Genomic DNA, 22,130 nt, shown 5'->3' on the forward strand with positions numbered 1-22,130 from the left:
TTAGAAGGGGGGGGATGAGCGGCAGCGTAGTAGTGACGATCGTGCAATTCAGGCCGCAGAAACGGACAGGTGCGATCGTGTAGAGAATGCGCATGAACGAGCAGAACAGCGTCGGGATCGCGGTTTTTTGTTTAGATGTGTATAAGGGACAAGAATGATTCATAGCCGAGGGATGCTCGGCCGTACTAGGCTGCTCGGCCATGGGCGACGTAGCACAGCGGCTGGCCGAGATCGTCGGCGCCGAGAACGTGGTGAGCGGCGACGCCGTCGGTGAGGACTACACCGGCGACGAGGCACTCGTCGGAGAAAAGACCCGGCCCGCTCACGTGGTGAAACCCGCGTCCGCCGACGAAGTCGCCGCCGTCCTACGGCTCGCCACCGAGGAAAGCGTGCCCGTGACGGCTCGTGGCTCCGGAACAGGACTCTCCGGCGCCGCGCGACCGCGAGCAGGCGGCCTGGTCGTCTCCTTCGAGCGCATGAACGCGATCCTCGACATCGACACGGTGAACCACGTGGCCGTCGTGCAGCCCGGGGTCACTCTGTCCGAACTGGACGAGCGGACCGCGGAGGTCGGTCTCGGCTACACCGTCTACCCCGGCGAACTGAGCGCGAGCGTCGGCGGCAACGTCGGCACCAACGCGGGCGGCATGCGGGCCGTCAAGTACGGCGTCACCCGCAACAACGTCCTCGGCCTCCAAGCCGCTCTGCCCACGGGCGAGCTCATCCGCACCGGAGGCCGCACGGTCAAGACGTCCACCGGATACGACCTCACCCAACTCATCATCGGGTCGGAGGGCACGCTCGCGCTCGCCACCGAGGTCATCGTCAAGCTCCATCCCCGACTGCAGCACGGCGCGACGGTGCTCGCCCCCTTCCCCACCCTCGAGACCGTGATGACGGCCGTCCCGCAGGTCGTGTCCAGCGGACTCGCGCCCCACATCCTCGAATACATCGACGCCCTCACCATGGCCGCCATCACGCACACCGCGGAGCTGTCCCTCGGTGTTCCCGACTCCGTGCGGGAGGCGTCCCAGGCGTACCTCGTCGTGGGGCTGGAGAACCGGGACGCCGATCGGCTCGCCGAGGACGTCGAGGCACTAGGCACGATGCTCACCGAGCTCGGCGCCGCCGACGTCTACGTCCTGGAGGGTTCCTCCGCACGCAAGCTCATCGAGGCGCGAGAGAAGGCGTTCTGGACGGCGAAGGCCGCAGGAGCCGACGAGGTGCTCGACGTCGTCGTGCCGCGCTCGGCGCTCCCGGACTTCCTCACCGCCGCGCAGGAGGCCGCCACCCGCACCGGCTCGGGTGTCGTCGGCTGTGGCCACGCGGGTGACGGCAACGTGCACCTCGCCGTGTTCCAGAAGGACCCGGCCGTCCTGGCCGAACTGCTTCACGACATCTTCGCCGCCGGGATGAAGCTGGGCGGCGCCATCTCCGGCGAGCACGGTATCGGACGCGCGAAGAAGGACCACTTCCTCCAGTTGGAGGACCCCGTCAAGATCGAGTTGATGAGCCGAGTGAAGCGGGCGTTCGACCCGGCCGGGATTCTCAACCCCGGTGTGCTCTTCGGCCGGGAGGACTAGACATGGCCATGAACGGTGCCCAGTCGTTGATTCGCACTCTCGTCGACGCCGACGTCGACGTGTGCTTCACCAACCCAGGGACCTCGGAGATGCACTTCGTCGCCGCGCTCGACGACGTGCCACAGATTCGCGGGGTGCTGGGGTTGTCCGAGGGCGTGGTCACGGGTGCCGCCGACGGGTACGCCCGCGTGGCGGACAAGCCGGCGGCGACGCTGCTGCATCTCGGCCCCGGCCTCGGCAACGGGCTCGCCAACCTGCACAACGCGCGCCGGGCCCACACGCCGATCGTCAACATCATCGGCGACCACGCCACGTATCACAAGGAACTCGACGCGCCCCTGGAGTCCGACATCGAGGCCGTGGCGGGGTCGTTGAAGGGCTGGGTACGACGCTCGGCCAGTGCCGCCGACGTCGGTGCCGACGCCGCGGCGGCGGTGGCCGCCGCCCAGGACGCCCCGGGCCGGGTGGCGACGTTGATCCTGCCCGCCGACGTGTCGTGGGGCGACGGCGGCACGCCCGCCGCTCCGGTGCCGTCCCGGTCGCCGCGTCAGGTGGACTCCGACACGGTGAAGGCGGTCGCCGAGGTGCTGCGTGGCGGCGAGCCCGTCGCACTGCTGGTGGGTGGCGCGGCCTGCCGCGAGGCGGGGCTCCGCGCGCTCAGCCGTATCGCGAAGGCGACGGGCGCCAAACCGTTCGCCGAGACCTTCCCGGCGCGCATCGAGCGCGGCGCGGGCCTGCCCAACATCGAGCGCCTCGGTTATCTGGCGGAACAAGTGGCCTACCAGCTCGACGGCATTCGTCACGTCGTCGTGGCGGGCACCAAGGCGCCGGTGTCGTTCTTCGCATACCCGGGCAAGGCCGGAAACCTGGTGCCGGAGGGCGCTCAGGTGCACACGCTGGCCGAGCTGGGTGACGACGTCGTCGCCGCGCTGGAGGAGTTGGCCGACGAGGTGGCGGCCGACGTCGAACCCGACCTGTCCCCCGCCCAGCGACCCGAACTCCCGACCGGTGAGTTGACGCCGCAGAACTGGGCTCAGGTGATCGGCGCGCTGCTGCCGGAGGGCGCCATCATCTCGGACGAGGCGAACACCTCCGGTCTGCTCATCCCGATGGCCACTGCCGGAGCGCCCCGGCACGACGTGTTGACCCTGACGGGCGGCGCGATTGGACAGGGCATGCCGGTGGCCACCGGTGCCGCCATCGCCGCCGACGACCGGCCGGTGATCAACCTGGAGTCCGACGGCAGCGCGCTCTACACCGTCCAGTCACTGTGGACACAGGCGCGCGAGAACCTCAACGTCACCACGGTGGTGCTGAACAACCGCGCGTACGCGATTCTGCGGATGGAGCTGCAACGGGTGGGCGCGGAGTCGTCGGGGCCGAAGGCGAGCAGCCTGTTCGATCTGTCCACCCCGGACCTCGACTTCGTGCGTATGGCCGAGGGCTTCGGGGTTCCCGCCTCGCGCGCGAGGACGGCGGAGGAGCTGGCCGAGCAGTTCCGCCGCGCAGTGTCCGAACCCGGCCCCCACCTGATCGAAGCCATGGTCCCGCCCCTGCTCTGACCCGGGCCCCTCCCGGGGCCCAGCCCATCGTGTCCGCAGGCTGCGCGCGCGTGTCCTCGCTTGACGACGTCGTGTCCGCAGGCTGCGCGCGCGTGTCCGCGAGCTGCGTACCTGTGTCCGTAGTTCCGGTACGGGTGTCTGCGGGCGGCGTACCTGTGTCCGCACTTCAGCGACACAGAACGGTTCGGCCGGACCCATATCCCTCCGCACTGATCGTCCGGGCAGCCGGTCGTACAGAAACCGCAGGCGTGCGTACGAGGCCTGCTGACAGGCGTCGCGGGATGCGTCCACCCGCGCGCAACCTGACGACACGGGTACGAGAGGTGCGGACACACGTACGCAACCCGAGGACACGAGCGCAGGGCCTGCGGACACGAGTGCGAGAGGTGCGGACTCGCGTTCGGGAGGTCGCGACACGGATAGGGCCACCGGCACCCGCAGGCGCGGGTGGCCGGTGGCCCTGGCTACAGACCCTGGGGAGACTTACTCGAAGATCTCGCCCTTCTCGGCCTTCTCCACCAGCGACGCCGGCGGCTCGAAGTGGCTGCCGTAGCGCTCCGCGAGTTCACGCGCCCGCGCGACGAAGCCCTTCAGCCCGCCCTCGTACTGGTTGATGTACTGGATCACACCACCGGTCCAGGCGGGGAACCCGATACCGAAGATCGACCCGATGTTGGCGTCCTGCACCGAGTTGAGCACGCCCTCGTCGAAGCACTTGACGGTCTCCAGCGCCTCGGCGAAGAGCATCCGCTCCTGGAGGTCGGTGAACGACACCTCGCCGCTGCCGCTGTTGAACGCCTCCCGCAGCCCCGGCCACAGCCCGGCGCGCTTGCCGTTCTCGTCGTACTCGTAGAACCCGGCGCCGGACGAGCGGCCCTTGCGGTCGAACTCGTCGAGCATCCGGTCGATGACGGCCTCGGACGGGTGCGGCGTCCACGTGCCGCCCGCCGCCTCCACGGCCGCCTTCGTCTCGTTGCGGATCTTGCGCGGCAGCGTCAGCGTCAACTCGTCCATCAGCTGCAGCGGCGGCGCCGGGTACCCGGCCTGCGCACCGGCCTGCTCGATCGTGGCGGGCTCCACGCCCTCGCCGACCGCGGCGACGGCCTCGTTGAGGAACGTGCCGATCACGCGGCTGGTGAAGAAGCCCCGGCTGTCGTTGACGACGATCGGGGTCTTCTTGATCTGCAGCGTGTAGTCGAAGACCTTCGCCAGGGTGGCGTCGGAGGTCTTCTCCCCGCGGATGATCTCCACGAGCGGCATCTTGTCCACCGGCGAGAAGAAGTGGATGCCGATGAAGTCCTCCTGCCGCTCCACGCCCTCGGCGAGCGTGGTGATGGGCAGCGTGGAGGTGTTGGAACCGAGCACCGCGTCCGGCTCGACGATCTTCTCGATCTCGCCGAACACCTTGTGCTTCAGCTCGGTGCTCTCGAAGACGGCCTCGATGACGAAGTCGACGCCTTCGAAGTCGGCGGCGTCACCGGTGGTCTTGATGCGGTCGAGGAGCGCCTTGGACTTCTCCTCGGTGGTCTTACCGCGCTTGAGGGCCTTCTCCTCCAGCTTGCGGGCGTAGTCCTTGCCCTTCTCGGCGTTCTCCTTGGAGACGTCCTTGAGGACGACCTCGATGCCGGCCTTGGCCGACACGTAGGCGATGCCGGCACCCATCATGCCCGCGCCGAGCACACCGACCTTGCGGGCGGTGTACTTCTCGAACCCGTCGGGGCGCGAGCCACCGGAGTTGATGTGCTGCAGGTCGAAGAAGAACGCCTTCGTCATGTTCTTGGCGACCTGGCCGGTCACCAGGCTGACGAAGTACCGCGTCTCGATCTTGAACGCGGTGTCGACGTCCACCTGGGCGCCTTCCACCGCGGCGGCCAGGATGGCACGCGGCGCGGGCATCGGGGCGCCCTTGAGCTGCTTGCGCAGCGTCGCGGGGAACGCGGGCAGGTTCGCGGCGAACTTCGGGTTCGACGGCGAGCCACCGGGGATCTTGTAGCCCTTGACGTCCCAGGGCTGCTGCGCCTCGGGGTTGGCCTTGATCCACTCCTTGGCCTTGGGCAGCAGCTCGTCGACCGAGCCCACGAGCTCGTGCACGAGGCCGAGTTCCAGCGCCTTCGCGGGCCGGTGCCGCTGGCCCTGCACCAGTACGTTCAGCACGGCGTTCTGGATGCCGAGCAGGCGCACCGTACGCACGATGCCGCCACCGCCGGGCAGCAGGCCGAGGCTCACCTCGGGCAGACCGATCTGCACACCACGCACGTCGGCGACGATGCGGCGGTGGCAGGCCAGCGCGATCTCCAGACCGCCACCGAGGGCCGCGCCGTTGATCGCAGCGACCACGGGCTTGCCCAGGGTCTCCAGACGACGCAGGTCCTGCTTCATCGCGTTGGTCATCTCGGTGATGCCCGCGGCGTCGTCCGGGGTGGCCTTGATCAGGTCGTTGAGGTCGCCGCCCGCGAAGAAGGTCTTCTTCGCCGAGGTCAGCACCACACCGGTGATCGAGTCCTGCTCCGCCTCCAGCCGGTCGACGGTGACGCGCAGCGACTCGCGGAAGTCGGCGTTCATCGTGTTGGCCGACTGGTTGGGGTCGTCGAGCGTGAGCACGACGATGCCGTCGGAGTCCTGCTCCCAGCGAATGGTCTTGGATTCAGTCATCGTTTGTTCTCGTTCCTCACACGCGCTCGATGATCGTGGCGAGGCCCATGCCACCGCCGATGCACAGCGTCACGAGCGCGCGCCGGGCCTGGCGGCGCTCCAGTTCGTCCACCATCGTGCCGAGGATCATCGCGCCGGTGGCGCCCAGCGGGTGGCCCATGGCGATGGCACCGCCGTTGACGTTGACCTTCTCCTCCGGGAGGTTCAGGTCCTTCATCCACTTGAGAACGACCGCGGCGAACGCCTCGTTCAGCTCGAACAGGTCGATGTCGTCGACAGTGAGGCCGGCCTTGGCGAGCACCTTCTCGGTGGCGGGCGTCGGGCCGGTCAGCATGATCGTCGGGTCGGAACCGGTGACCGCGGTGGCGACGATGCGCGCCCGCGGCTCCATGCCGATCCGCTTGCCGATCTCCTCGCTACCGACGAGGACGATGCCCGCGCCGTCCACGATGCCCGACGAGTTGCCGCCGGTGTGCACGTGGTTGATCTTCTCGATCCAGTGGTACTTCTGCAGCGCCACGGCGTCGAACCCGGCGAAGTCGCCGAGGTCGGCGAACGCGGGACGCAGCTTGGCCAGCGTCTCCAGCGTGGTGCCGGGACGGCGGTGCTCGTCGTGGTCGAGGATGGTCACGCCGTTCATGTCCTTGACCGGCACCACGGACTTCGAGAAGTAGCCGCCCGACCACGCGGCCTCGGCACGCTCCTGCGAGCGCACGGCGTAGGCGTCGACGTCCTCACGGGAGAAGCCCTCGACCGTGGCGATGAGGTCGGCGCCGATGCCCTGCGGCACGAAGTAGGAGTCGTAGTTGGTGGCGGGGTCGGTGAACATCGCACCGCCGTCGGAGCCCATCGGCACGCGCGACATCGACTCGACGCCACCGCCGATGACGAGGTCGTCCCAGCCCGCCCGGACCTTCTGCGCGGCCTGGTTGACGGCCTCCAGCCCGGAGGCGCAGAAGCGGTTGAGCTGCACACCCGCGACGGTCTCGGGCAGCCCGGCGGCGATGGCGGCCGCGCGGGCGATGTCGGCGCCCTGGTCACCGACCGGCGAGACGACACCCAGGATGATGTCGTCGATCAGCGCCGGGTCGAGCCCCGGGTGCCGCGCCTTCAGTTCGTCGATCAGGCCGACCACCAGGTCGATCGGCTTGGTTCCGTGGAGGGAACCGCCCTTGTTCTTGCCACGAGGCGTACGGATCGCCTCGTAGATGAACGCCTCTGTACTCACGCCTGAGGTCCTTCCTGGCGCAGATTGCCGTTCGTGGTGCTAATCGCTACTAACATAATCCCGGATCGTCCGAGGTTGTCAACGTGTTGTCGGGGTTGCCACGATGCCAACGCGCGCTAGAGTGTCCAGGCGTTATGAGTGACGACAGCAGCAGGAACAGGCGCCCACGCGACCGCAAGGCCCAGCTCGCCGCGGTCGCGTCCGAGCTGTTCCGGCAACGCGGCTACCACGGCGTCGGCATCAACGACCTCGCCGCGGCGGCGGGCATCACGGGCCCCGCCCTCTACCGGCACTTCGCCGACAAGCAAGCGATCCTGGCGCACGTGTTGCTCACGGGGCTGCGCGACATGGAGCTGGCCACGGAGGCCGCGCTCGACGACGAGCGGCGCACCGAGTCGTACGAGAGCATCCGGGAGTTGCTCACCGGACTGGCGGCGCGCTCGGTGGAACGTCGGGACGTCGCCGCGCTGTGGCGCTGGGAGGGACGTCACCTCGACGCCGAGAGCCAGCAGCAGATCCGCCGTCGGTCCACGGCCATGCTCGCGGCGTGGGCGCGAGTACTGCAGCGCAAGCGACCCGAGCTGTCGGACGACGACGCGGAGTTGTTGTGCTGGGCGACGTTGTCGGTGTTCGGCAGCGTCTCGGTCCACCGCACCACGCTGCCGAAGCGCCGGTTCACGGACCTGCTGACGTCGTTGGCGCTGCGCGTGTTGCACGTCGAACTCCCCGAGGGCGACGGCCCGTCCGAGCCGCCTCCGCCACGCGCACTGGGCACCCCGTCGCGTCGCGAGCAACTGCTCACGGAGGCCGCCGAGCTGTTCCGCAAGCGCGGGTTCGCCGCCGTGAGCATGGAGGACATCGGCAAGGCCGCGGGCATCGCGGGCCCGAGCGTCTACCGGCACTTCCCCAGCAAGGCGGCGTTGCTGGCCGCCATCGGCCGCCGCGCGGGCGACCGGTTGATGGTCGCCGCCGATCACGCCCTGCGGGCGAGCGCCCCCGCCGACGAGCGGGAGGCGTTGCGCAGACTCGCCGCGTCGTACGTGCAGACCCTGACCGGCCCGCCGGAGCTGCTCGTGGCGTTCTCGGTGGACCACGTGCACATCGACGAGCGCGACCGTCCGGAACTGCTGCGTATCCAACGCGACTACGTCGACCAGTGGGTTCGACTCCTGGAAGCCGCGCAGCCCGACCTGGAGACCCGCGAGGCGAAGATCACCGTCCACGCGGCGCTGACCATCGCCAACGACCTCACGCGCACCCGCCGGGTCGCGAGTCGTCCGAACCTCGTCGAGGAACTGACCACCCTCCTGCACGCGGTGCTCGGGATCGACTGAGTCGTTGTCAACCCCTACTGGCGCGACGGCAGGGACACCCGCTAACCTACTCGCGAGTAGGTAAACCGGAGGGAATGCTGTGGCCCGACAGAAAGCGACACGACGCGACGCCATGGGCTTCGGTCTCGCGGCGCTCAACCGGCTCGCCGGAAGTCCTTTGCTCGACCGCACCGGCCTGCGCAAGCCCGTGGAGAACCTCGTGGCCACGGCCACGAAACAGGGCTTCCGCGTGGCAGGCGCGGCGCAGCGGACGTTCAAGGCGACCACCCGGCTCGGCAAGCCCGCGCGACTCGCGCCCGCCACCGACAAGGGACTGTTCGACCTGACGCCCGACGACGAGCAGCAGATGATCGTCGAGACGGTCTCGGAGTTCGCCGCCGAGCAGCTGCGGCCTGCGGCGGCCGAGGCCGACGACAAGCTCGCTCCCCCGGACGGCCTGCTCGCGCGAGCGGCGGAACTCGGGTTGACGGTCGTCGGGATCCCGGAGGAGGTCGGCGGCGTCGGCTCCGAACGCTCCGCCGTCACCAACGTCCTCGTGGCCGAGGCCCTCGCCCACGGCGACCTCGGACTGGCCGTGGCCGTGCTCGCGCCGTCGGCGGTGAGCAACGTGCTCGTCCGACACGGCGACGCCCACCAGCAGGCCACCTACCTGCCCGCCTTCACCGGCGAGGACGTGCCCGCCGCGGCGCTCGCGTTGCAGGAACAGGTCCCGCTGTTCGACGTGTTCTCGCCGCGCACCACCGCGCGCCGCACCCCCAACGGCTATCGCCTCGACGGCGTGAAGAACCTCGTGCCGAGGGCCGCGCAGGCGGAACTCTTCATCGTCTCGGCGACCCTGGAGGGCCCGAAGGGCGCCGGACCGGCGCTGTTCGTCGTCGAGTCGGGCACGAAGGGCATCAGCATCGAGTCCGAGCCCGCGATGGGTCTGCGTGGCGCCGCCACGGGCAAGCTCGTGCTGGACAACGTGTCGCTGCCCGCGAGTGCGCTCGTCGGAGGCGGGACGCGTGACGTGTTCACCGACGTGGTGCGCTCCTCGCGCCTCGCGTGGGCGGCGCTCGCATGCGGCACCGCGAAGGCAGTGCTCGACTACGTCATCCCGTACGTCAACGAGCGCGAGGCGTTCGGCGAGCCGATCAGCCACCGACAGGGCGTGGCGTTCCAGGTGGCCGACATCGGCATCGAACTGGAAGGCATGCGGCTGGTCACGCTGCGGGCGGCGTCCCGCATGGAACAGGGCAAGTCGCACGCCCGCGAGGTCGCGCTCGCCCGCAAGCTCGCCACCGACAAGGGCATGCAGATCGGCAGCACGGGTGTGCAGCTCCTCGGCGGGCACGGCTTCATCAAGGAACACCCGGTGGAGCGCTGGTACCGCGACCTGCGCGCGGTCGGCGTCATGGAAGGGGTCGTCTCAGCATGATCAACCTTGAGGTCCCGAAGAAGGCCAAGGCGCTCGTCAACCAGGCCCGGCAGGCCGCGACCGAGGTGTTCCGGCCGATCTCGCGCAAGTACGACCGCGCCGAGCACTCGTATCCGTCCGAATTGGACATGCTCGCGGCGTTGCTGGACGGGTTGAACACCTCCGGCGAAGGCGGCGCGGGCGCGGCAGGCGTGCGCCGCAAGGACGACAAGAACTCCGGCGGCAACCGCAACGGCGGCAACCTGCTCACCGTGCTCGGCACCATCGAGCTGTGCTGGGGTGACGTCGCGCTGCTGCTGTCGATGCCCCGACAGGGACTCGGCAACGCGGCCATCGCGTCGGTGGCCAACGACGAGCAGCTCGAACGCTTCAGCAAGGTGTGGGCCGCCATGGCCATCACCGAGCCCGGCTGCGGTTCCGACTCCGCCGCCATCACCACGACGGCGACCAAGGACGGCGACGACTACATCCTCAACGGGGAGAAGATCTTCGTCACCTCCGGCGACCGCGCCGACGCCGTGGTCGTGTGGGCGACGCTCGACAAGAGCAAGGGCCGCGCCGCGATCAAGTCGTTCGTGGTCGAGAAGGGCACCCCCGGGTTCGAGGTCGTGCGACTGGAGCACAAGCTCGGCATCCGCGCCTCCGACACGGCGGTGCTGCGCTTCGACAACTGCCGCGTGCCCGCGAAGAACCTGCTCGGCTCGCCGGAGATCGACACCAAGAAGGGTTTCGCGGGGGTCATGCAGACCTTCGACAACACCCGTCCGCTGGTGGCGGCCATGGCGATCGGGGTCGCCCGCGCGGCGCTGGAGGAGACCCGCAAGCTCCTCGACGAGGCGGGCATCGAGATCGACTACGACAAGCCCGCGCTCACGCAGCACGCTGCGGCGGCGACGTTCCTGCAGCTCGAAGCCGACTACGAGGCCGCGTACCTGACGACCCTCGAAGCGGCGTGGATGGCGGACAACCGCAAGCCGAACTCGCTGCAGGCGTCCATCGCGAAGGCCAAGGCGGGCCGCACGGTCGTCGACATCACGCTCAAGTGCGTCGAACTCGCCGGCACCCTCGGCTACACCGAGGAGTCGCTGCTGGAGAAGTGGGCGCGCGACTCGAAGATCCTCGACATCTTCGAAGGCACGCAACAGATCCAGCAGCTCATCGTTGCCCGCAGGTTGCTGGGGAAGACAAGCAAGGAACTGAAGTAGACCGTGAGGGAAACCGCCCGTCCACTGCACTTTCCGCGGTGACGGGCGGTTTTCGCGTTCAGACCCTCACCGTCCGCCCTGGCCCCTCGTGAACCCCGGTGCGCTTGATCTCCTCGGCCTTGCGGCGTTCCCGGTCAGCCCAGTACCTCGCCTCGTGGTGGTGGGCTCGGTCGATCTCCGCGACCTCGGCGTAGACGCGCGCGCTCCGCAGGTGCAGCTCTACCTACCGGACGCGCGAGGCGTCGAGTCCCCCCACGTTCGTCGTCGCGAAGCAGGTCGGTCCGCCGGGCCTGTTCGAGACGTTCTCGCAGGTGTTCGAGTCGATGTGGGCGCGAAGCAAGGAGATCACCGCGTGAAGGACCTGAACGCACTGCTCGCCGTGGCGAAGGAAGCCGCCGACATCGGCGCGGACCTGATGACCACCTCAACGCCGGGCACCGTCAGCGCCAAGGGCGACCGGGACTACGTGACCGAGCTGGACGTGCGGATTCAGCATGAGATCCGCGACTTCCTAGCCCGCGCCACCCCGGACATCGACTTCCTCGGTGAGGAAGAAGGCGGTGGCACGATCGATGAAACCACCGAGCACGTGTGGGTGCTCGACCCCATCGACGGCACCTCGAACTTCGCCCACGGCATCCCGCTCTGCGCCACCTCACTAGCGCTGGTCCACCGAGGCGAACCCATCGTCGGCGTGATCGTCGCACCGTTTCTGAACCTGCGCTACCACGCCACCAGAGGCGGCGGAGCCTACTGCAACGACAAGCCCATCCACGCCAGCAAGACAACCGACCTCAGCCGCGCCATCGTCTCCATCGGTGACTACGCCACCGGAGAAGGAGCCGCCGACAAGAACCGCCGCCGCTTCGCCGTCACCAAGGCACTCGCCGAGAACGTCGAACGCGTCCGCATGTTCGGCGCAGCCTCCCTCGACCTCGCCTGGGTCGCCGAAGGTCGAACCGACGCCTGCGTCATCCTCAGCAACAAGCCCTGGGACATGGCGGCGGGCACACTCGTGGCACGTGAGGCCAAAGCGACAGTCGTCTCTGAAGATGGTTCGGGATACCGTCTCGATTCCCCGTCTACGGTGTGCGCCGCCGAGAAGTTGGCAAACGAAGTTGTACCCGTACTTAGCACCGTACTCAGCGATGAAGCGGATGGCGGTTAGTTCACTCAGTCCGCCAGTCCTGGCGCCAACTCTCGTGCATTCCGGTCGACATCGCGGAGTGTCAGTCCGTGTTGGCTGCCAGGCCGGTCCGGTAGGCGAGCACGACTGCTTGTACGCGGTCCCGCAGGTCGAGTTTGGTGAGGATGCGGGACACGTAGGTCTTCACCGTCTCGGGGGAGATGACCAGTTCCGCAGCGATCTCGGCGTTGGACAGGCCGGCGGCGAGGTGTTCGAGCACTTCCAGCTCGCGAGGTGCCAGTGCCCGCACGACGGCTTCCCGTTCGGGGCGGGAGGTGTCGGCGGGGCGGAGCCGTTCGGCGAAGTGGCCGATCAGGTTTCGGGTGACCGCGGGATCCAGCAGGGAGTCGCCGCGGGCGATCGTGCGGACGCCGTCGACCAGCCGCGCGGGCGGCGTGTCCTTGAGCAGGAACCCGCTGGCACCGGCACGAAGTGCCTCGTACACGTACTCGTCGACGTTGAACGTGGTGACGACCAGCACCTTCACCGCCGACTCGACGCCGGGACCGGTCAACAGGCGGGTCGCCTCGATGCCGTCCAGAACGGGCATGCGGACGTCCATCACGATCACGTCAGGGTGCAGCCGCCGCGCCGCCTCCACCGCCGCGCGGCCGTCGGCCGCTTCACCGACGACCACGATGTCGGGCTGTGCGGAGAAGATGGTGACGTACCCGGCGCGCACCAGTTCCTGGTCCTCGCAGATCAGCACCCGGATCGGCTCGGTCATGCGTGACTCCCCGGAATCGTGGCCCGGACGCGGAAGCCGCCGTCATCGGGCAGACCGCCGAAAACCAGGTCCCCGCCGAGCATCCGCACCCGTTCCCGAAGTCCTGTCAGTCCTCGGCCACCGGACGGTGTGGCCGCGTCGCCGACCGCGGGACCGAGAGTGATCACCTCGACCTCGATGTGATCCTGACCGTGTCGGATCCTGACCTCGGTCGGGTTTAAGGTCGCGTGCTTGAGCGCGTTGGTGAGCGCCTCTTGCACCACGCGGTAGGTGGCCAGTTCCACGTCGACGGACCGCGGTAGTGGCTCACCCTGCTCGCTCAACTCGACGGGCTGTCCGGACAGCCGAGCCCGTTCGACCAGGTCGGCGATCTTTCCCAGGGCGGGCGTCCGCTCCGCGGTCCCGGACTCGCCTGTCGCTTCGAGGACGTCGAGCAAGGTCCGCAGCTCTGTCAACGCCCGGCGTCCGGTGTCGCTGATGGCGCGCAGGCCCGTCCCGGCTCGTTCCGGCGCGGAGTCGAGCAGGAACTGCGCCGCGTCGGCCTGGACCACCATCGCGGTCACGTGATGGGTGACCACGTCGTGGAGATCCCGAGCAATGCGTGCCCGTTCGGTGGCCGCGGCCACCTCGGCAGCCAGTCGTCTACGTTCGGCTTCTTCCGCGCGCCATCGACGCACGCCGGTGCCGGCCAACCAGATCACCACCAACACGAGGTAGAACGCGACGAAATCCGGAAACCGTTGCGGTGAGCCGAGGTTGTGCAGTGCCACGGCGAGCACCGCATAACCCGCGGTCAGCACTACGGCGAAGGTTCGACGGAACCGCGCCAGGTGCGCGCCGGCGGCGTACAGCGCGAGGAGAATCCCCACCTTGCCGAACGTCTCCGGGTAGCCCAGCGCCTGACTGATCGCGAACGCGGTGCCGATGACCGACAAACACACGGCCGGCATGCGGCTGCGTACTGCGAGCGGCAGGCACATCGCCAGCGTCAGCGCCACGCCGACCACCGCGCCGACACCGCCCGGCTCGTGCCGCGGAAGATCGCCGATCTCCGGCCCGATGTGGGCGACGGTCGGCGTGAATGCCAGCACGGTCACGACCACCGCCAACACACTGTCTTTTATGGAATGTGGAAGGTCTCGCCATCCGTTGAGTGCGGTGCTGAGGCGGGATGTCGCGCTCGCAAGCATTCGGCGAGTTTAGCGCCGCCGCATGGGTACGAGGTTGCCTCGCTTGTGAGCGGCGATGAGCATGGGCAGGACGAACAGCAGGCTCACGATGACGGGAATGATCGACCCCTCGAAGCCGAACTGGCCGCCGGTCAGCAACTCCGGACCCGTCGGTTCGGCGATCAGCAAACCCGGCGACGTGTGACCCGAGACCGGGACGCCGAGCAGCCCTTCGATGGTGTTCCAGGCGAAGTGCAGGCCCACGACCGCCCAGATGCTGCGCAGCCACAGGAACGCGGCGCCCATCAGGACCCCGGCCTCGACGGCGATCGCGAACCCGGTCCACAACGTGGCGCCGGGGTTGGCCAGGTGGACGACACCGAACAGCACCGCACTGATCGCCAGCGCCACCCAACTGCCCCACAGCCGTTCCAGTGCTTGCAACAGCAGACCGCGGAAGAGCAGTTCCTCCGTCACCGCCGCACCGAACTGCACCGCCGCGATGCTCGCCACGGTCGCCATGACACTCCCGGACGCCGTGGTGAACGAGAACTCGCTGATCACCATGAGCATCGAGATGGTGATGAACACGGCGCCGAGCCCGATGCCGAGCAACGCCTGGCCCCCGGCTCGTGACCTCGCGATCTCCGGCGTGCTCCGCCGCGCGACGTAGCGCATGACCGCCCAGTAGACGGCGATCGCGGCAAGTGCACCCACGACCGCGAGCACCGGCGACCCGTTCGACGACAGCGCCGACACCGCGCCGACACCGACTGTCCCGACCAGCATCCAGACGAGCGGGAACCGCAAGACACGGCCCGCTCCCCCAGGCTGCTGATCTGTACGCGCGACCGACATCGTGTGCATGGTGACCTCCGGTTGACCACGGCCCGCCCGGTCGGGCGACCCGCTGGGCACACTAGAAACGAACCCCACACCGGCGAATCACCAACGAGCGGACGATTCGAGTAGCTCTCACGGGGGACATGTCCGTGCCGTGTGACGTCCGATCAGCCGGTCGGTGCTGTGGCACGCCGGACCGTGGCCGCGAGCCGACGCACCGGCCGCCTCGGCGATTCACCGGTAGCGACGTCTCCGGCCACCACGAAGGCTCGGCCTACGCCGACGCCCCGTCGCCGTGGACACCGGCTGCCACATCCCCGTGTGTCGTACGAACCGGCGCCTGCGGACGAGCCCTCAAAAGCCACAGTGGACAGTTCGGCGAAACCCGGAAAAGCAGCGGGGCCACGGGAAAGTCCCCGTGGCCCCACTAGCCGCTGTCGTCACCGAAGGGTGCTACACCACCGTGGTGCCGTCCTTGCGGGCGTTGCGGTAGTCCTTGATCACGCCGCGCGCCAACACGGCCAGAACACCGGCGGTGAGCACCGGCCACACCAGGATGTAGGCCGTCACCAGGATCGTTTCCATCATTACCCCTCTCAGCGGGTCGCGACCGGGTCGTCGCCGTTCCCGGTCAGCTCCTTCTCCTCGTCCTGGAACGCCGTCACGCGTTCGTTGAGCAGCGCGAAGTCGTACCGCTCGGTGTTGCGCATGGTGACCAGCACACACGTCACGGTGCTGGCACCGTAGGCGACCAGGGCACCGAGCAGCGTCGGGTAGTCACGCAGGAACCCGAACACGAACGGCGCGAGGCCCACGACGGTGATACCCGCGATCGTGAAACCGGCCTGCTTGCCGAAGAAACCGAAGGCCATGAGCCCGAACACCACGGCGGCACCGATCAGCGCGGCGAGCTCCATGACGATGCCGACCACTCCGGTGAGCGGCAGCCACTCGAAGCGCGACACGAGGAAGAACGCCACACCCACGAGCGCGGCCGACGTGAAAGCCGCGTTGCTGATGCGGTCCCAGAAACAGCTCACGATCACCGGGAACACCAGCGCGCCCCACAGGCCACCCATGAACACCAGCAGGCCCAGGATGTCGAACTTCGTCATGGCGATCATGACGCCCATCGCCGTGGCACCCACCATCGTCAACCGGCCGATGAGGAGCATCGTCTCCGGCTTGACCTTGCGCTTGGCCACGTTGCGGCCGTAGATGTCGGTCATCACGAGCGACGACAGCGCAGCGAGGTCGGAGTCCGCAGTGGACGACAGCGAACCGATGACCAGGATGAACAGCAGCGCGATCATCGCCGCGGGCAGGTACTCCGACGCCGTCTGCGGGATGATGTTGTTCATGTCGCCGTTCAGCGGTTCCAGGCCGATCATCAGGGCGACCAGACCGATCATGCCGAGACCGATCACGGTGCCCGCGTAGCCGAGGGTCGCCGTGACGAACGTGGCCTTGATCTTGTCCTTGCGGACCGCGAAGAGCCGCTGCGCGATGGTCTGGTTGCCGACCGCGTAGGCCAGCACGGCCGCCAGGTACGGGGCGCCCTGCTCCAGGAACGCCGTCGTGGAGAAGAAGTCCGCCTGCTCGTCGGTGATCGAACGCAGCCCCTCGTCGACGAGGTCCGTACCACCGGCGGCGAAGAACACCATCGGGATGATGATCGCCGCCGCCACCATCATGGCCACGAGCTGCGCGAAGTCGGTCAACACGGACGCACGGAAGCCCGACCAGAGCGTGTAGACCAGCACGCCGATCGCCACCGCAAGGACACCGTGGACGAAGTCGAACGGCGTGAGCACCTCCACCAGCGCCCCCGCGGCCGTGAAGTTCGCCGTCAGGCTGATGACGCTGCCCGCGATGTTCGAGAAGGCGAGAATGAGCTGGCTCGACTTGCCGTGGCGGGCCCGCATCATCTCCGCCAGCGTGTGCGCGCGGGGCGCGAGCTCACGGAAGCGCCGGCCGAAGGGGTAGATGCACAGGATCATCAACGCGCCCCAGAGTCCGTAATGGATGGGACCGGACAATCCGTACGTATAGCCCGACGTGGCACTGGCGTAGAACGACGCCGCCCACACCCAGGTGGCGGTCATGCTCGCAGCCGAGATCCCGAACCCCACAGCGTTGTTCGAGACCATGAATCCGTCGACGTTCTCCTTCTTCTCGCGAATGGTGCGCGTGAGAAGGTAGGTCAGTCCGTAGAATCCGACCAATAAGAGAACGGTAGTTGTTGCACTGAGCTGAAACAACTAAAACTCTCCATGACCTTTGGTTCTCCCCCTCATTTCCGGGAGGGGCGGGCGAAGGAGGTCTTAGTTCACTTGCCGAGGTCCCGGAACCGCTTAGTAACCTAAGCCACAAATAGGACGGTGATCCAGATCACCAGAAGCAGCCGATCTAGCTGACGAAACCGCCACTCCGCTTGATCAAACACCACGAGACGTCGCAGGTAGACGCCACGACTCGGGCGCTATCTCCACCCGAGCCGTGGCGCTACTATGACTACAATCATCTTGACAATGCCGGCTTGACATGCCGAACGACTTCCTGGAAGTGCGCCAGGAATCGCTGATCACCCCGGAATAACCGCTCGGCGGCTCGGCGCAAGTAATTCCTCAACAGGACCGAATCAGCTCGATTCACGCGATTCCACGCCGGGCTCGAACTCGTCCGGAAGATTTCACCGGAAGCATGTGCGACCTTCCGGACGAGCCCGCGCAGAGTGACGAATCAACACAGCCTCAACCCAGAAACGTCACGACAATTCTCGGGCGCCCGGTGACGCAAGGGCGATGGCGCGCTCGACCGCATTCGGTTCACTCGCCGACGGGTCGAGCTCCCCGATCGGCACGAGCGGCGGCTGGGCCATGAACCGCGGCGTGCGCCCCCGATGAGACTGAGCCGCGTGCACGAGGAACGGGTGACACACGTAGACGTCGCCGACGGTGCCCGTCGCGAGCGCGACCGGGCGGTCCGCGGACGCCTCCACCGCGTCCTGGCACAACGACAGCCACTCGCGTCCGTCCTCACCCGAAGCGGCGAGCAGCGGCGGGACGTCGAGGTGGGACCCGACACGGATGCGGGTCGGCGCGTCATCCTCCCCGACCTCGGAGAACAGGAACAGCAGGAGCAGCGCACGACCGCGAGACCGATGGTTGAGCCGAAGCTCGCCGCTCGCCCCCGTGTAGCTGGCCTCGACGTGCCACCCGGCGTCGCCCGGGTCGTCGTCACTCGGGAACCGCACCGGGAACGTGCCCAACCCACGCAGCGGCTCCCATCGCCCGGCGCCCACGAGCGCGTCGAACGCCTCGTGCAGCGCGGGCGTGTTGGCCGCTTCCCGGAACGGCGGCGTGAAGAAGCCGCCGAGACGGATCACCGGCTGGGTCCAGGTGGTCGGGTCCGTGGGCGAGCACCCCGTGGCATCCCACAGTTCACGTACGCAGCGGTCCCCGACCTCGGCGGGGAACGCTGCCTCCACCTTCACGAACCCGTCACGAACGAACTGCTCGACCTGCTCGGCACCCAACGACATCCCGCCTCCTGACGGCAGCATTCCCGCCTCTTGACGGCAGTCAGTGTGGGTGGGGCGGTGCGAAGTGGACAACTGGTTTTCCACCGCGCTCGCGCGGACATGGTCATGACCTGCGACCACACGTTCACGAGGTGCGGACACACGTTCGCGAGGTGCGGACACGCGGTCATAGCCTGCGGACACGCGTGCGTGGGGCGAGGACACGCCGTGGCGTGGTACCTCAGGCGACCGACAGCACGATCTTGCCTCGCGTGCGGCCTTCCTGACTCAGGCGCCAGGCTTCGGCGGCCTGCTCCAACGGCAGCACACGGTCGACGAACACGCGGACCTCGCCCGCGTCCGCGCGTCGCGCCAGCTCGGCGAGGTCGTCGGCGTTGGGCCGCAGCCACAGGGTCGCGCCGCCGAGTTCCTCCGCCCGGGAGTCCACCACCGACACCAGCCGCGAGAGGTCGGACAACACCTCCCGGGAGGCGTCGATCGATTCGCCACCCACGCAGTCGACGACCGCGTCCACCCCGTCCGGCGCGACCGACCGGATGCGCTCGACGAGCCCCTCGCCGTAGCTCACGGGCTCGGCACCCAGCTCGCGCAGGAAGTCGTGGTTGCGTTCCGAGGCCGTGCCGATCACACGAGCACCGGCGGCCACCGCGAGCTGCACGGCGAATGTCCCCACGCCCCCTGCGGCGGCGTGCACGAGCACCGTTTCACCCTTCGTGACCTGCGCCCGCAGGAGGCTCTGGTACGCGGTGAGCCCCGCGAGCGGCAGTCCGGCCGCCTCGTTCCAGTCCAGCGACGCGGGCTTGCGGGCGATCAACCGGACGTTGGCCGCCACCAGCTCGGCGTAGGTGCCGTTCTGCACCCAGTCCTTGCGCGCGTACCCGATGACCTCGTCGCCGACCTGGTAGTCGTAGACGTCCAGCCCGACGGCCTCCACGACGCCCGACACGTCCCAGCCCGGGATGATCGGGAACCGGGTCTCCATCATGGCGTCGAGGTATCCGGCGCCGAGCTTCCAGTCGACGGGATTGACCCCGGCCGACTTGACCCGGATGAGGACCTCTCCGGGCGCCACTTTCGGCTCGGGACGCTCCGCCAGGGTCAACACCTCGGGGCCGCCGTACTGCTCCTGAATGATCGCTCGCATGTCGGCGGAAACGCCCGAACGCGACACGCGTATTCCCGGCCCGACTCCCGCCACGACTCCACGCCCTTCTGCACTTCGGTGCAGGTTTGCACGCGGGTGCACACCCGCCGATACACTCTTTCGAGTGAATCCCGACAGCGGGTGGCGTGCGCTGAAACGCGAGCGCGTCCTGGAAAACCTCAGCCGTGCCGCGATCACGCTCGCGACCGACGGCGGCGGGCCCGACGCCGTGACCGTCGACGCCATCGCGGAACGCGCAGAGGTCTCGCGACGGACGTTCTTCAACTACTTCCCCACCAAGGAAGCCGCGTTCACGTGGCCGCTGCAGGCCATGGTCACCCACTTCATCGCCGCCTTGGGCGCGCGCCCCGACGACGAGCCGATCTGGGACGTGATCCACCACGCGGTGGAGGAGACGCTGACGTCCCCGGACACCGACCTCGCGCTCGTCGCCGAGGCCGACGCACTCGTGAGTGCCTCCCCCGCGTTGTTGTTGGTCCACGACGCCACGGCCTCCGGGCGTCTTCCCCTGGAGGAAGGAATGCGAGCGCTGCACGCCGAGTTCGCCCGCCGGCTCCCCGGTGACCTCACGCGAGACCCGGCCAGCATGCTCGTCGTCGAGTGCGCCGCCGTCGCGCTGCGCGTCTCGACCTCTCTCTGCGCCCGGCACGGCGGTGATCCCCGGCCCCACGTCGCCTCGGTGATCGACCAGCTCCGCAACGGCATCCGCCCGGCCCGGCACTGACGACCCGCCCCAGTCCACCGCCGCCCGACGACGTGCGGCGACGCATCGTGTCCCCACCGTTTCCGCGAGGAGAACCATGTCCGAGTCCGAGAGCTCGTCCGTTCCGCCGAACCCGCCCGAGTCCGCCGAGGACAGACGCGCCAGACAACTGGCCGAGGCGGTCGCCGAGGGCATCGACCCGGCGGTTTACCGCCGACGCTGGATCGTGGTGGCCGCCATGTGCACGAGTCTTCTCGTCGTCATGCTCGCCAACTCCAGCATGAACCTCGCCCTGCCCGGCATGACCAGCGATCTCGGCATCACCACCACCGAGCAGACCTGGATCGTCGACCTGTACTCGCTGGTGTTCGCGGCCCTGCTGTTCACCTCCGGCGCCGTCAGCGACCGGTACGGGCGCAAGCTGCTGTTGCAGATCGGCCTCGTGATCTTCACCGCCGCCGGCCTCTACGCGGGCGTCGTGGCCCAGAGCGGCCTCGAAGTCATCGTGATGCGTGGCTTCATGGGGCTCGGCGCGGCAATGGTGATGCCGTCGACCCTGTCGATCATCAACACGACCTTCCCCAGTGGTCAGCGCGCGGGCGCGATCGCCGTCTGGACCGGTGTGGCCGGGGCGGGTGTCGGGCTCGGGACGGTCGCGAGTGGACTGCTGCTGGAGTTCTGGAGTTGGCGGTCGGCCTTCCTCATGAGCGTCGTGTTCGGCGTCCTCGCGGTGGTGGCGAACCAGATCCTCACGCACGAGTCGAGGGACGAGAAGCAGACGCCGATCGACTGGTTCGGCGGCGTGCTCTCCACCATCGGCATCCTTGGACTCGTCTACGCCATCATCGAGGGACCGACGAAGGGCTGGTCCGAGGCCGACGTGCGCACCGGCATCGCCGCCGCCGTGGTGGGGCTCGGCCTGTTCGTGTGGTGGGAGTCGCGAACCGCGCATCCCATGCTCGACCTGACGCTCTTCCGCAATCCGCTGTTCTCGGTGTCCTCCACCGCGTGCCTGATCGTGTTCTTCGCCCTCGCGGGCGCGTTCTACCTGCTCGCGCAGTTGTTCCAGCTCGTCCTCGGCTACGGCACGTTGAAGTCGTCGCTGCTGACGCTGCCGATCATGATCCCGATGCTGTTGCTGTCGCCGCTCGTGCCCAAGGTGAGCGGGCGGTTCGGCTCCCGGCTGACCGTCGGGCTGGGCCTGGTGGTCATCGCCGCCGGGTTCGCCGTGTGCAGTCTGTGGACGGCCGACAGCGGCTACTGGCAGATCTTCGGTTCGCTGCTCATCGTCGTGGTCGGCATGGTGTTCGTGATGCCGCCCGCCACGAACCTCATCATCGCGGCCGTGCCGAAGAACCGGTCGGGGATGGGCTCGGCGATGAACGACACCGTGCGCGAACTGGGTGCCGCGCTCGGCATCGCCGTGCTCGGCACGCTCATCGCCCGCGGCTACGAGAACGGCGTGGCCGACCTGACCGCCACGCTGCCCCCGGAGGCCGCCGCCGCCACGGAGAGCAGCTTCGCCGCCGCCGTGCACGGGGTGGCTCCGGTCGTGGAGGCACAGGCCGGTCCCGCCGCCGCGGAGTCCTTCCTGGCGACGACGACGGACGCGTGGCTGAGCGGGCTGTCCTCGGCGATGGTCGCCGCCGCGATCCTGTCCATGGTGGCCGCGGTGTGGACGTTGGTCGCCATGCCCAACCGCCACAGGGAGGCCGACTACATCCTCACCCCGCTGCCCCAGCCAAACCCCGTGGACCGTTGACGTCACGGGCCGGGGAACTCACCCCGATGTTCCCCGGCCGGTGACACCCG

General features: G+C 68.4%; 19 protein-coding genes. 8 read left to right on the forward strand and 11 right to left on the reverse strand.

The window, feature by feature from the left end; translation table 11 throughout:
- On the reverse strand, nucleotides 1–202 hold a 202-nt coding region (locus tag JAV51_RS20130), incomplete at its 3' end, for a hypothetical protein (RefSeq protein ID WP_231641025.1).
- On the opposite strand from JAV51_RS20130, the gene JAV51_RS00005 reads away from it, so the two are divergent.
- The gene (locus JAV51_RS00005; protein ID WP_197318498.1) at nucleotides 201–1,583 is read left to right on the forward strand and encodes an FAD-binding oxidoreductase; all 1,383 of its coding nucleotides are present in this window, start codon (nucleotides 201–203) and stop codon (nucleotides 1,581–1,583) included. The two genes, JAV51_RS20130 and JAV51_RS00005, sit on opposite strands and share 2 nt — an antisense overlap.
- 8 nt (nucleotides 1,584–1,591) lie before the next feature.
- Complete coding sequence (locus JAV51_RS00010; RefSeq protein ID WP_197318893.1) at nucleotides 1,592–3,145, forward strand: acetolactate synthase large subunit; 1,554 nt, start codon at nucleotides 1,592–1,594, stop codon at nucleotides 3,143–3,145.
- A gap of 483 nt (nucleotides 3,146–3,628) precedes the next feature.
- Here the strand turns inward: JAV51_RS00010 and JAV51_RS00015 are convergent, their stop codons facing one another.
- Both JAV51_RS00015 and JAV51_RS00020 read right to left on the reverse strand, forming a co-directional pair.
- A complete protein-coding gene (locus JAV51_RS00015; protein ID WP_197318499.1) occupies nucleotides 3,629–5,797 on the reverse strand; it encodes a 3-hydroxyacyl-CoA dehydrogenase NAD-binding domain-containing protein in 2,169 nt (722 codons plus the stop codon).
- Nucleotides 5,798–5,813: 16 nt separating this feature from the next.
- Nucleotides 5,814–7,025 carry an acetyl-CoA C-acetyltransferase gene (locus tag JAV51_RS00020; RefSeq protein ID WP_197318500.1) on the reverse strand — a complete coding sequence of 404 codons (1,212 nt, stop codon included), beginning with the start codon at nucleotides 7,023–7,025 and terminating at the stop codon, nucleotides 5,814–5,816.
- A 134-nt stretch (nucleotides 7,026–7,159) separates the two neighbouring features.
- On the opposite strand from JAV51_RS00020, the gene JAV51_RS00025 reads away from it, so the two are divergent.
- From JAV51_RS00025 to JAV51_RS00035, 3 genes are all read left to right on the forward strand, one after another.
- Nucleotides 7,160–8,359: a TetR/AcrR family transcriptional regulator gene (locus tag JAV51_RS00025; RefSeq protein ID WP_197318501.1), complete on the forward strand. Its 1,200-nt coding sequence runs from the start codon at nucleotides 7,160–7,162 to the stop codon at nucleotides 8,357–8,359.
- Nucleotides 8,360–8,471: 112 nt separating this feature from the next.
- The gene (locus tag JAV51_RS00030; RefSeq protein ID WP_231641055.1) at nucleotides 8,472–9,776 is read left to right on the forward strand and encodes an acyl-CoA dehydrogenase family protein; all 1,305 of its coding nucleotides are present in this window, start codon (nucleotides 8,472–8,474) and stop codon (nucleotides 9,774–9,776) included.
- A complete protein-coding gene (locus JAV51_RS00035) occupies nucleotides 9,773–10,981 on the forward strand; it encodes an acyl-CoA dehydrogenase family protein (protein WP_197318503.1) in 1,209 nt (402 codons plus the stop codon). Before JAV51_RS00030 ends, JAV51_RS00035 begins: the two co-directional genes overlap by 4 nt.
- 58 nt (nucleotides 10,982–11,039) lie before the next feature.
- Here the strand turns inward: JAV51_RS00035 and JAV51_RS20510 are convergent, their stop codons facing one another.
- Nucleotides 11,040–11,198 (reverse strand): AMED_5909 family protein, encoded by a 159-nt coding sequence (locus tag JAV51_RS20510; RefSeq protein WP_374058963.1) that lies wholly within the window; start codon nucleotides 11,196–11,198, stop codon nucleotides 11,040–11,042.
- A gap of 135 nt (nucleotides 11,199–11,333) precedes the next feature.
- On the opposite strand from JAV51_RS20510, the gene JAV51_RS00040 reads away from it, so the two are divergent.
- The gene (locus JAV51_RS00040) at nucleotides 11,334–12,149 is read left to right on the forward strand and encodes an inositol monophosphatase family protein (RefSeq protein ID WP_197318504.1); all 816 of its coding nucleotides are present in this window, start codon (nucleotides 11,334–11,336) and stop codon (nucleotides 12,147–12,149) included.
- Between the two features lie 61 nt (nucleotides 12,150–12,210).
- On the opposite strand, the gene JAV51_RS00045 is transcribed toward JAV51_RS00040, so the two are convergent.
- The 7 genes from JAV51_RS00045 to JAV51_RS00070 form a co-directional block, all read right to left on the reverse strand.
- Nucleotides 12,211–12,894 carry a response regulator transcription factor gene (locus tag JAV51_RS00045; protein ID WP_197318505.1) on the reverse strand — a complete coding sequence of 228 codons (684 nt, stop codon included), beginning with the start codon at nucleotides 12,892–12,894 and terminating at the stop codon, nucleotides 12,211–12,213.
- Nucleotides 12,891–14,003, reverse strand: a complete 1,113-nt coding sequence (locus JAV51_RS00050; protein ID WP_197318506.1) for a histidine kinase — start codon at nucleotides 14,001–14,003, stop codon at nucleotides 12,891–12,893. The genes JAV51_RS00045 and JAV51_RS00050 overlap by 4 nt, the downstream gene beginning before the upstream one ends.
- A 90-nt stretch (nucleotides 14,004–14,093) precedes the next feature.
- Nucleotides 14,094–14,852, reverse strand: a complete 759-nt coding sequence (locus JAV51_RS00055) for a CPBP family intramembrane glutamic endopeptidase (RefSeq protein ID WP_231641027.1) — start codon at nucleotides 14,850–14,852, stop codon at nucleotides 14,094–14,096.
- Between the two features lie 507 nt (nucleotides 14,853–15,359).
- Nucleotides 15,360–15,494, reverse strand: coding sequence for a putative transporter small subunit (locus JAV51_RS20135; RefSeq protein WP_231641028.1), 135 nt, complete (start codon nucleotides 15,492–15,494; stop codon nucleotides 15,360–15,362).
- Between the two features lie 8 nt (nucleotides 15,495–15,502).
- Nucleotides 15,503–17,131: a sodium:solute symporter family protein gene (locus JAV51_RS00060; protein WP_231641029.1), complete on the reverse strand. Its 1,629-nt coding sequence runs from the start codon at nucleotides 17,129–17,131 to the stop codon at nucleotides 15,503–15,505.
- A gap of 542 nt (nucleotides 17,132–17,673) precedes the next feature.
- Complete coding sequence (locus JAV51_RS00065; protein ID WP_197318509.1) at nucleotides 17,674–18,450, reverse strand: phytanoyl-CoA dioxygenase family protein; 777 nt, start codon at nucleotides 18,448–18,450, stop codon at nucleotides 17,674–17,676.
- A 220-nt stretch (nucleotides 18,451–18,670) separates the two neighbouring features.
- Entirely contained in the window at nucleotides 18,671–19,594 is a 924-nt protein-coding gene (locus JAV51_RS00070; RefSeq protein WP_197318510.1) for an NADP-dependent oxidoreductase, read from the reverse strand.
- Between the two features lie 124 nt (nucleotides 19,595–19,718).
- Between JAV51_RS00070 and JAV51_RS00075 the strand changes: the two genes are divergently transcribed.
- Both JAV51_RS00075 and JAV51_RS00080 read left to right on the forward strand, forming a co-directional pair.
- Nucleotides 19,719–20,339 carry a TetR family transcriptional regulator gene (locus JAV51_RS00075; RefSeq protein WP_197318511.1) on the forward strand — a complete coding sequence of 207 codons (621 nt, stop codon included), beginning with the start codon at nucleotides 19,719–19,721 and terminating at the stop codon, nucleotides 20,337–20,339.
- A gap of 76 nt (nucleotides 20,340–20,415) precedes the next feature.
- Nucleotides 20,416–22,080, forward strand: coding sequence for an MFS transporter (locus JAV51_RS00080; RefSeq protein ID WP_197318512.1), 1,665 nt, complete (start codon nucleotides 20,416–20,418; stop codon nucleotides 22,078–22,080).
- Nucleotides 22,081–22,130 lie beyond the last annotated feature (50 nt).

This window comes from Saccharomonospora sp. NB11 (assembly GCF_015910535.1).
Taxonomy (GTDB): Bacteria; Actinomycetota; Actinomycetes; order Mycobacteriales; family Pseudonocardiaceae; genus Saccharomonospora.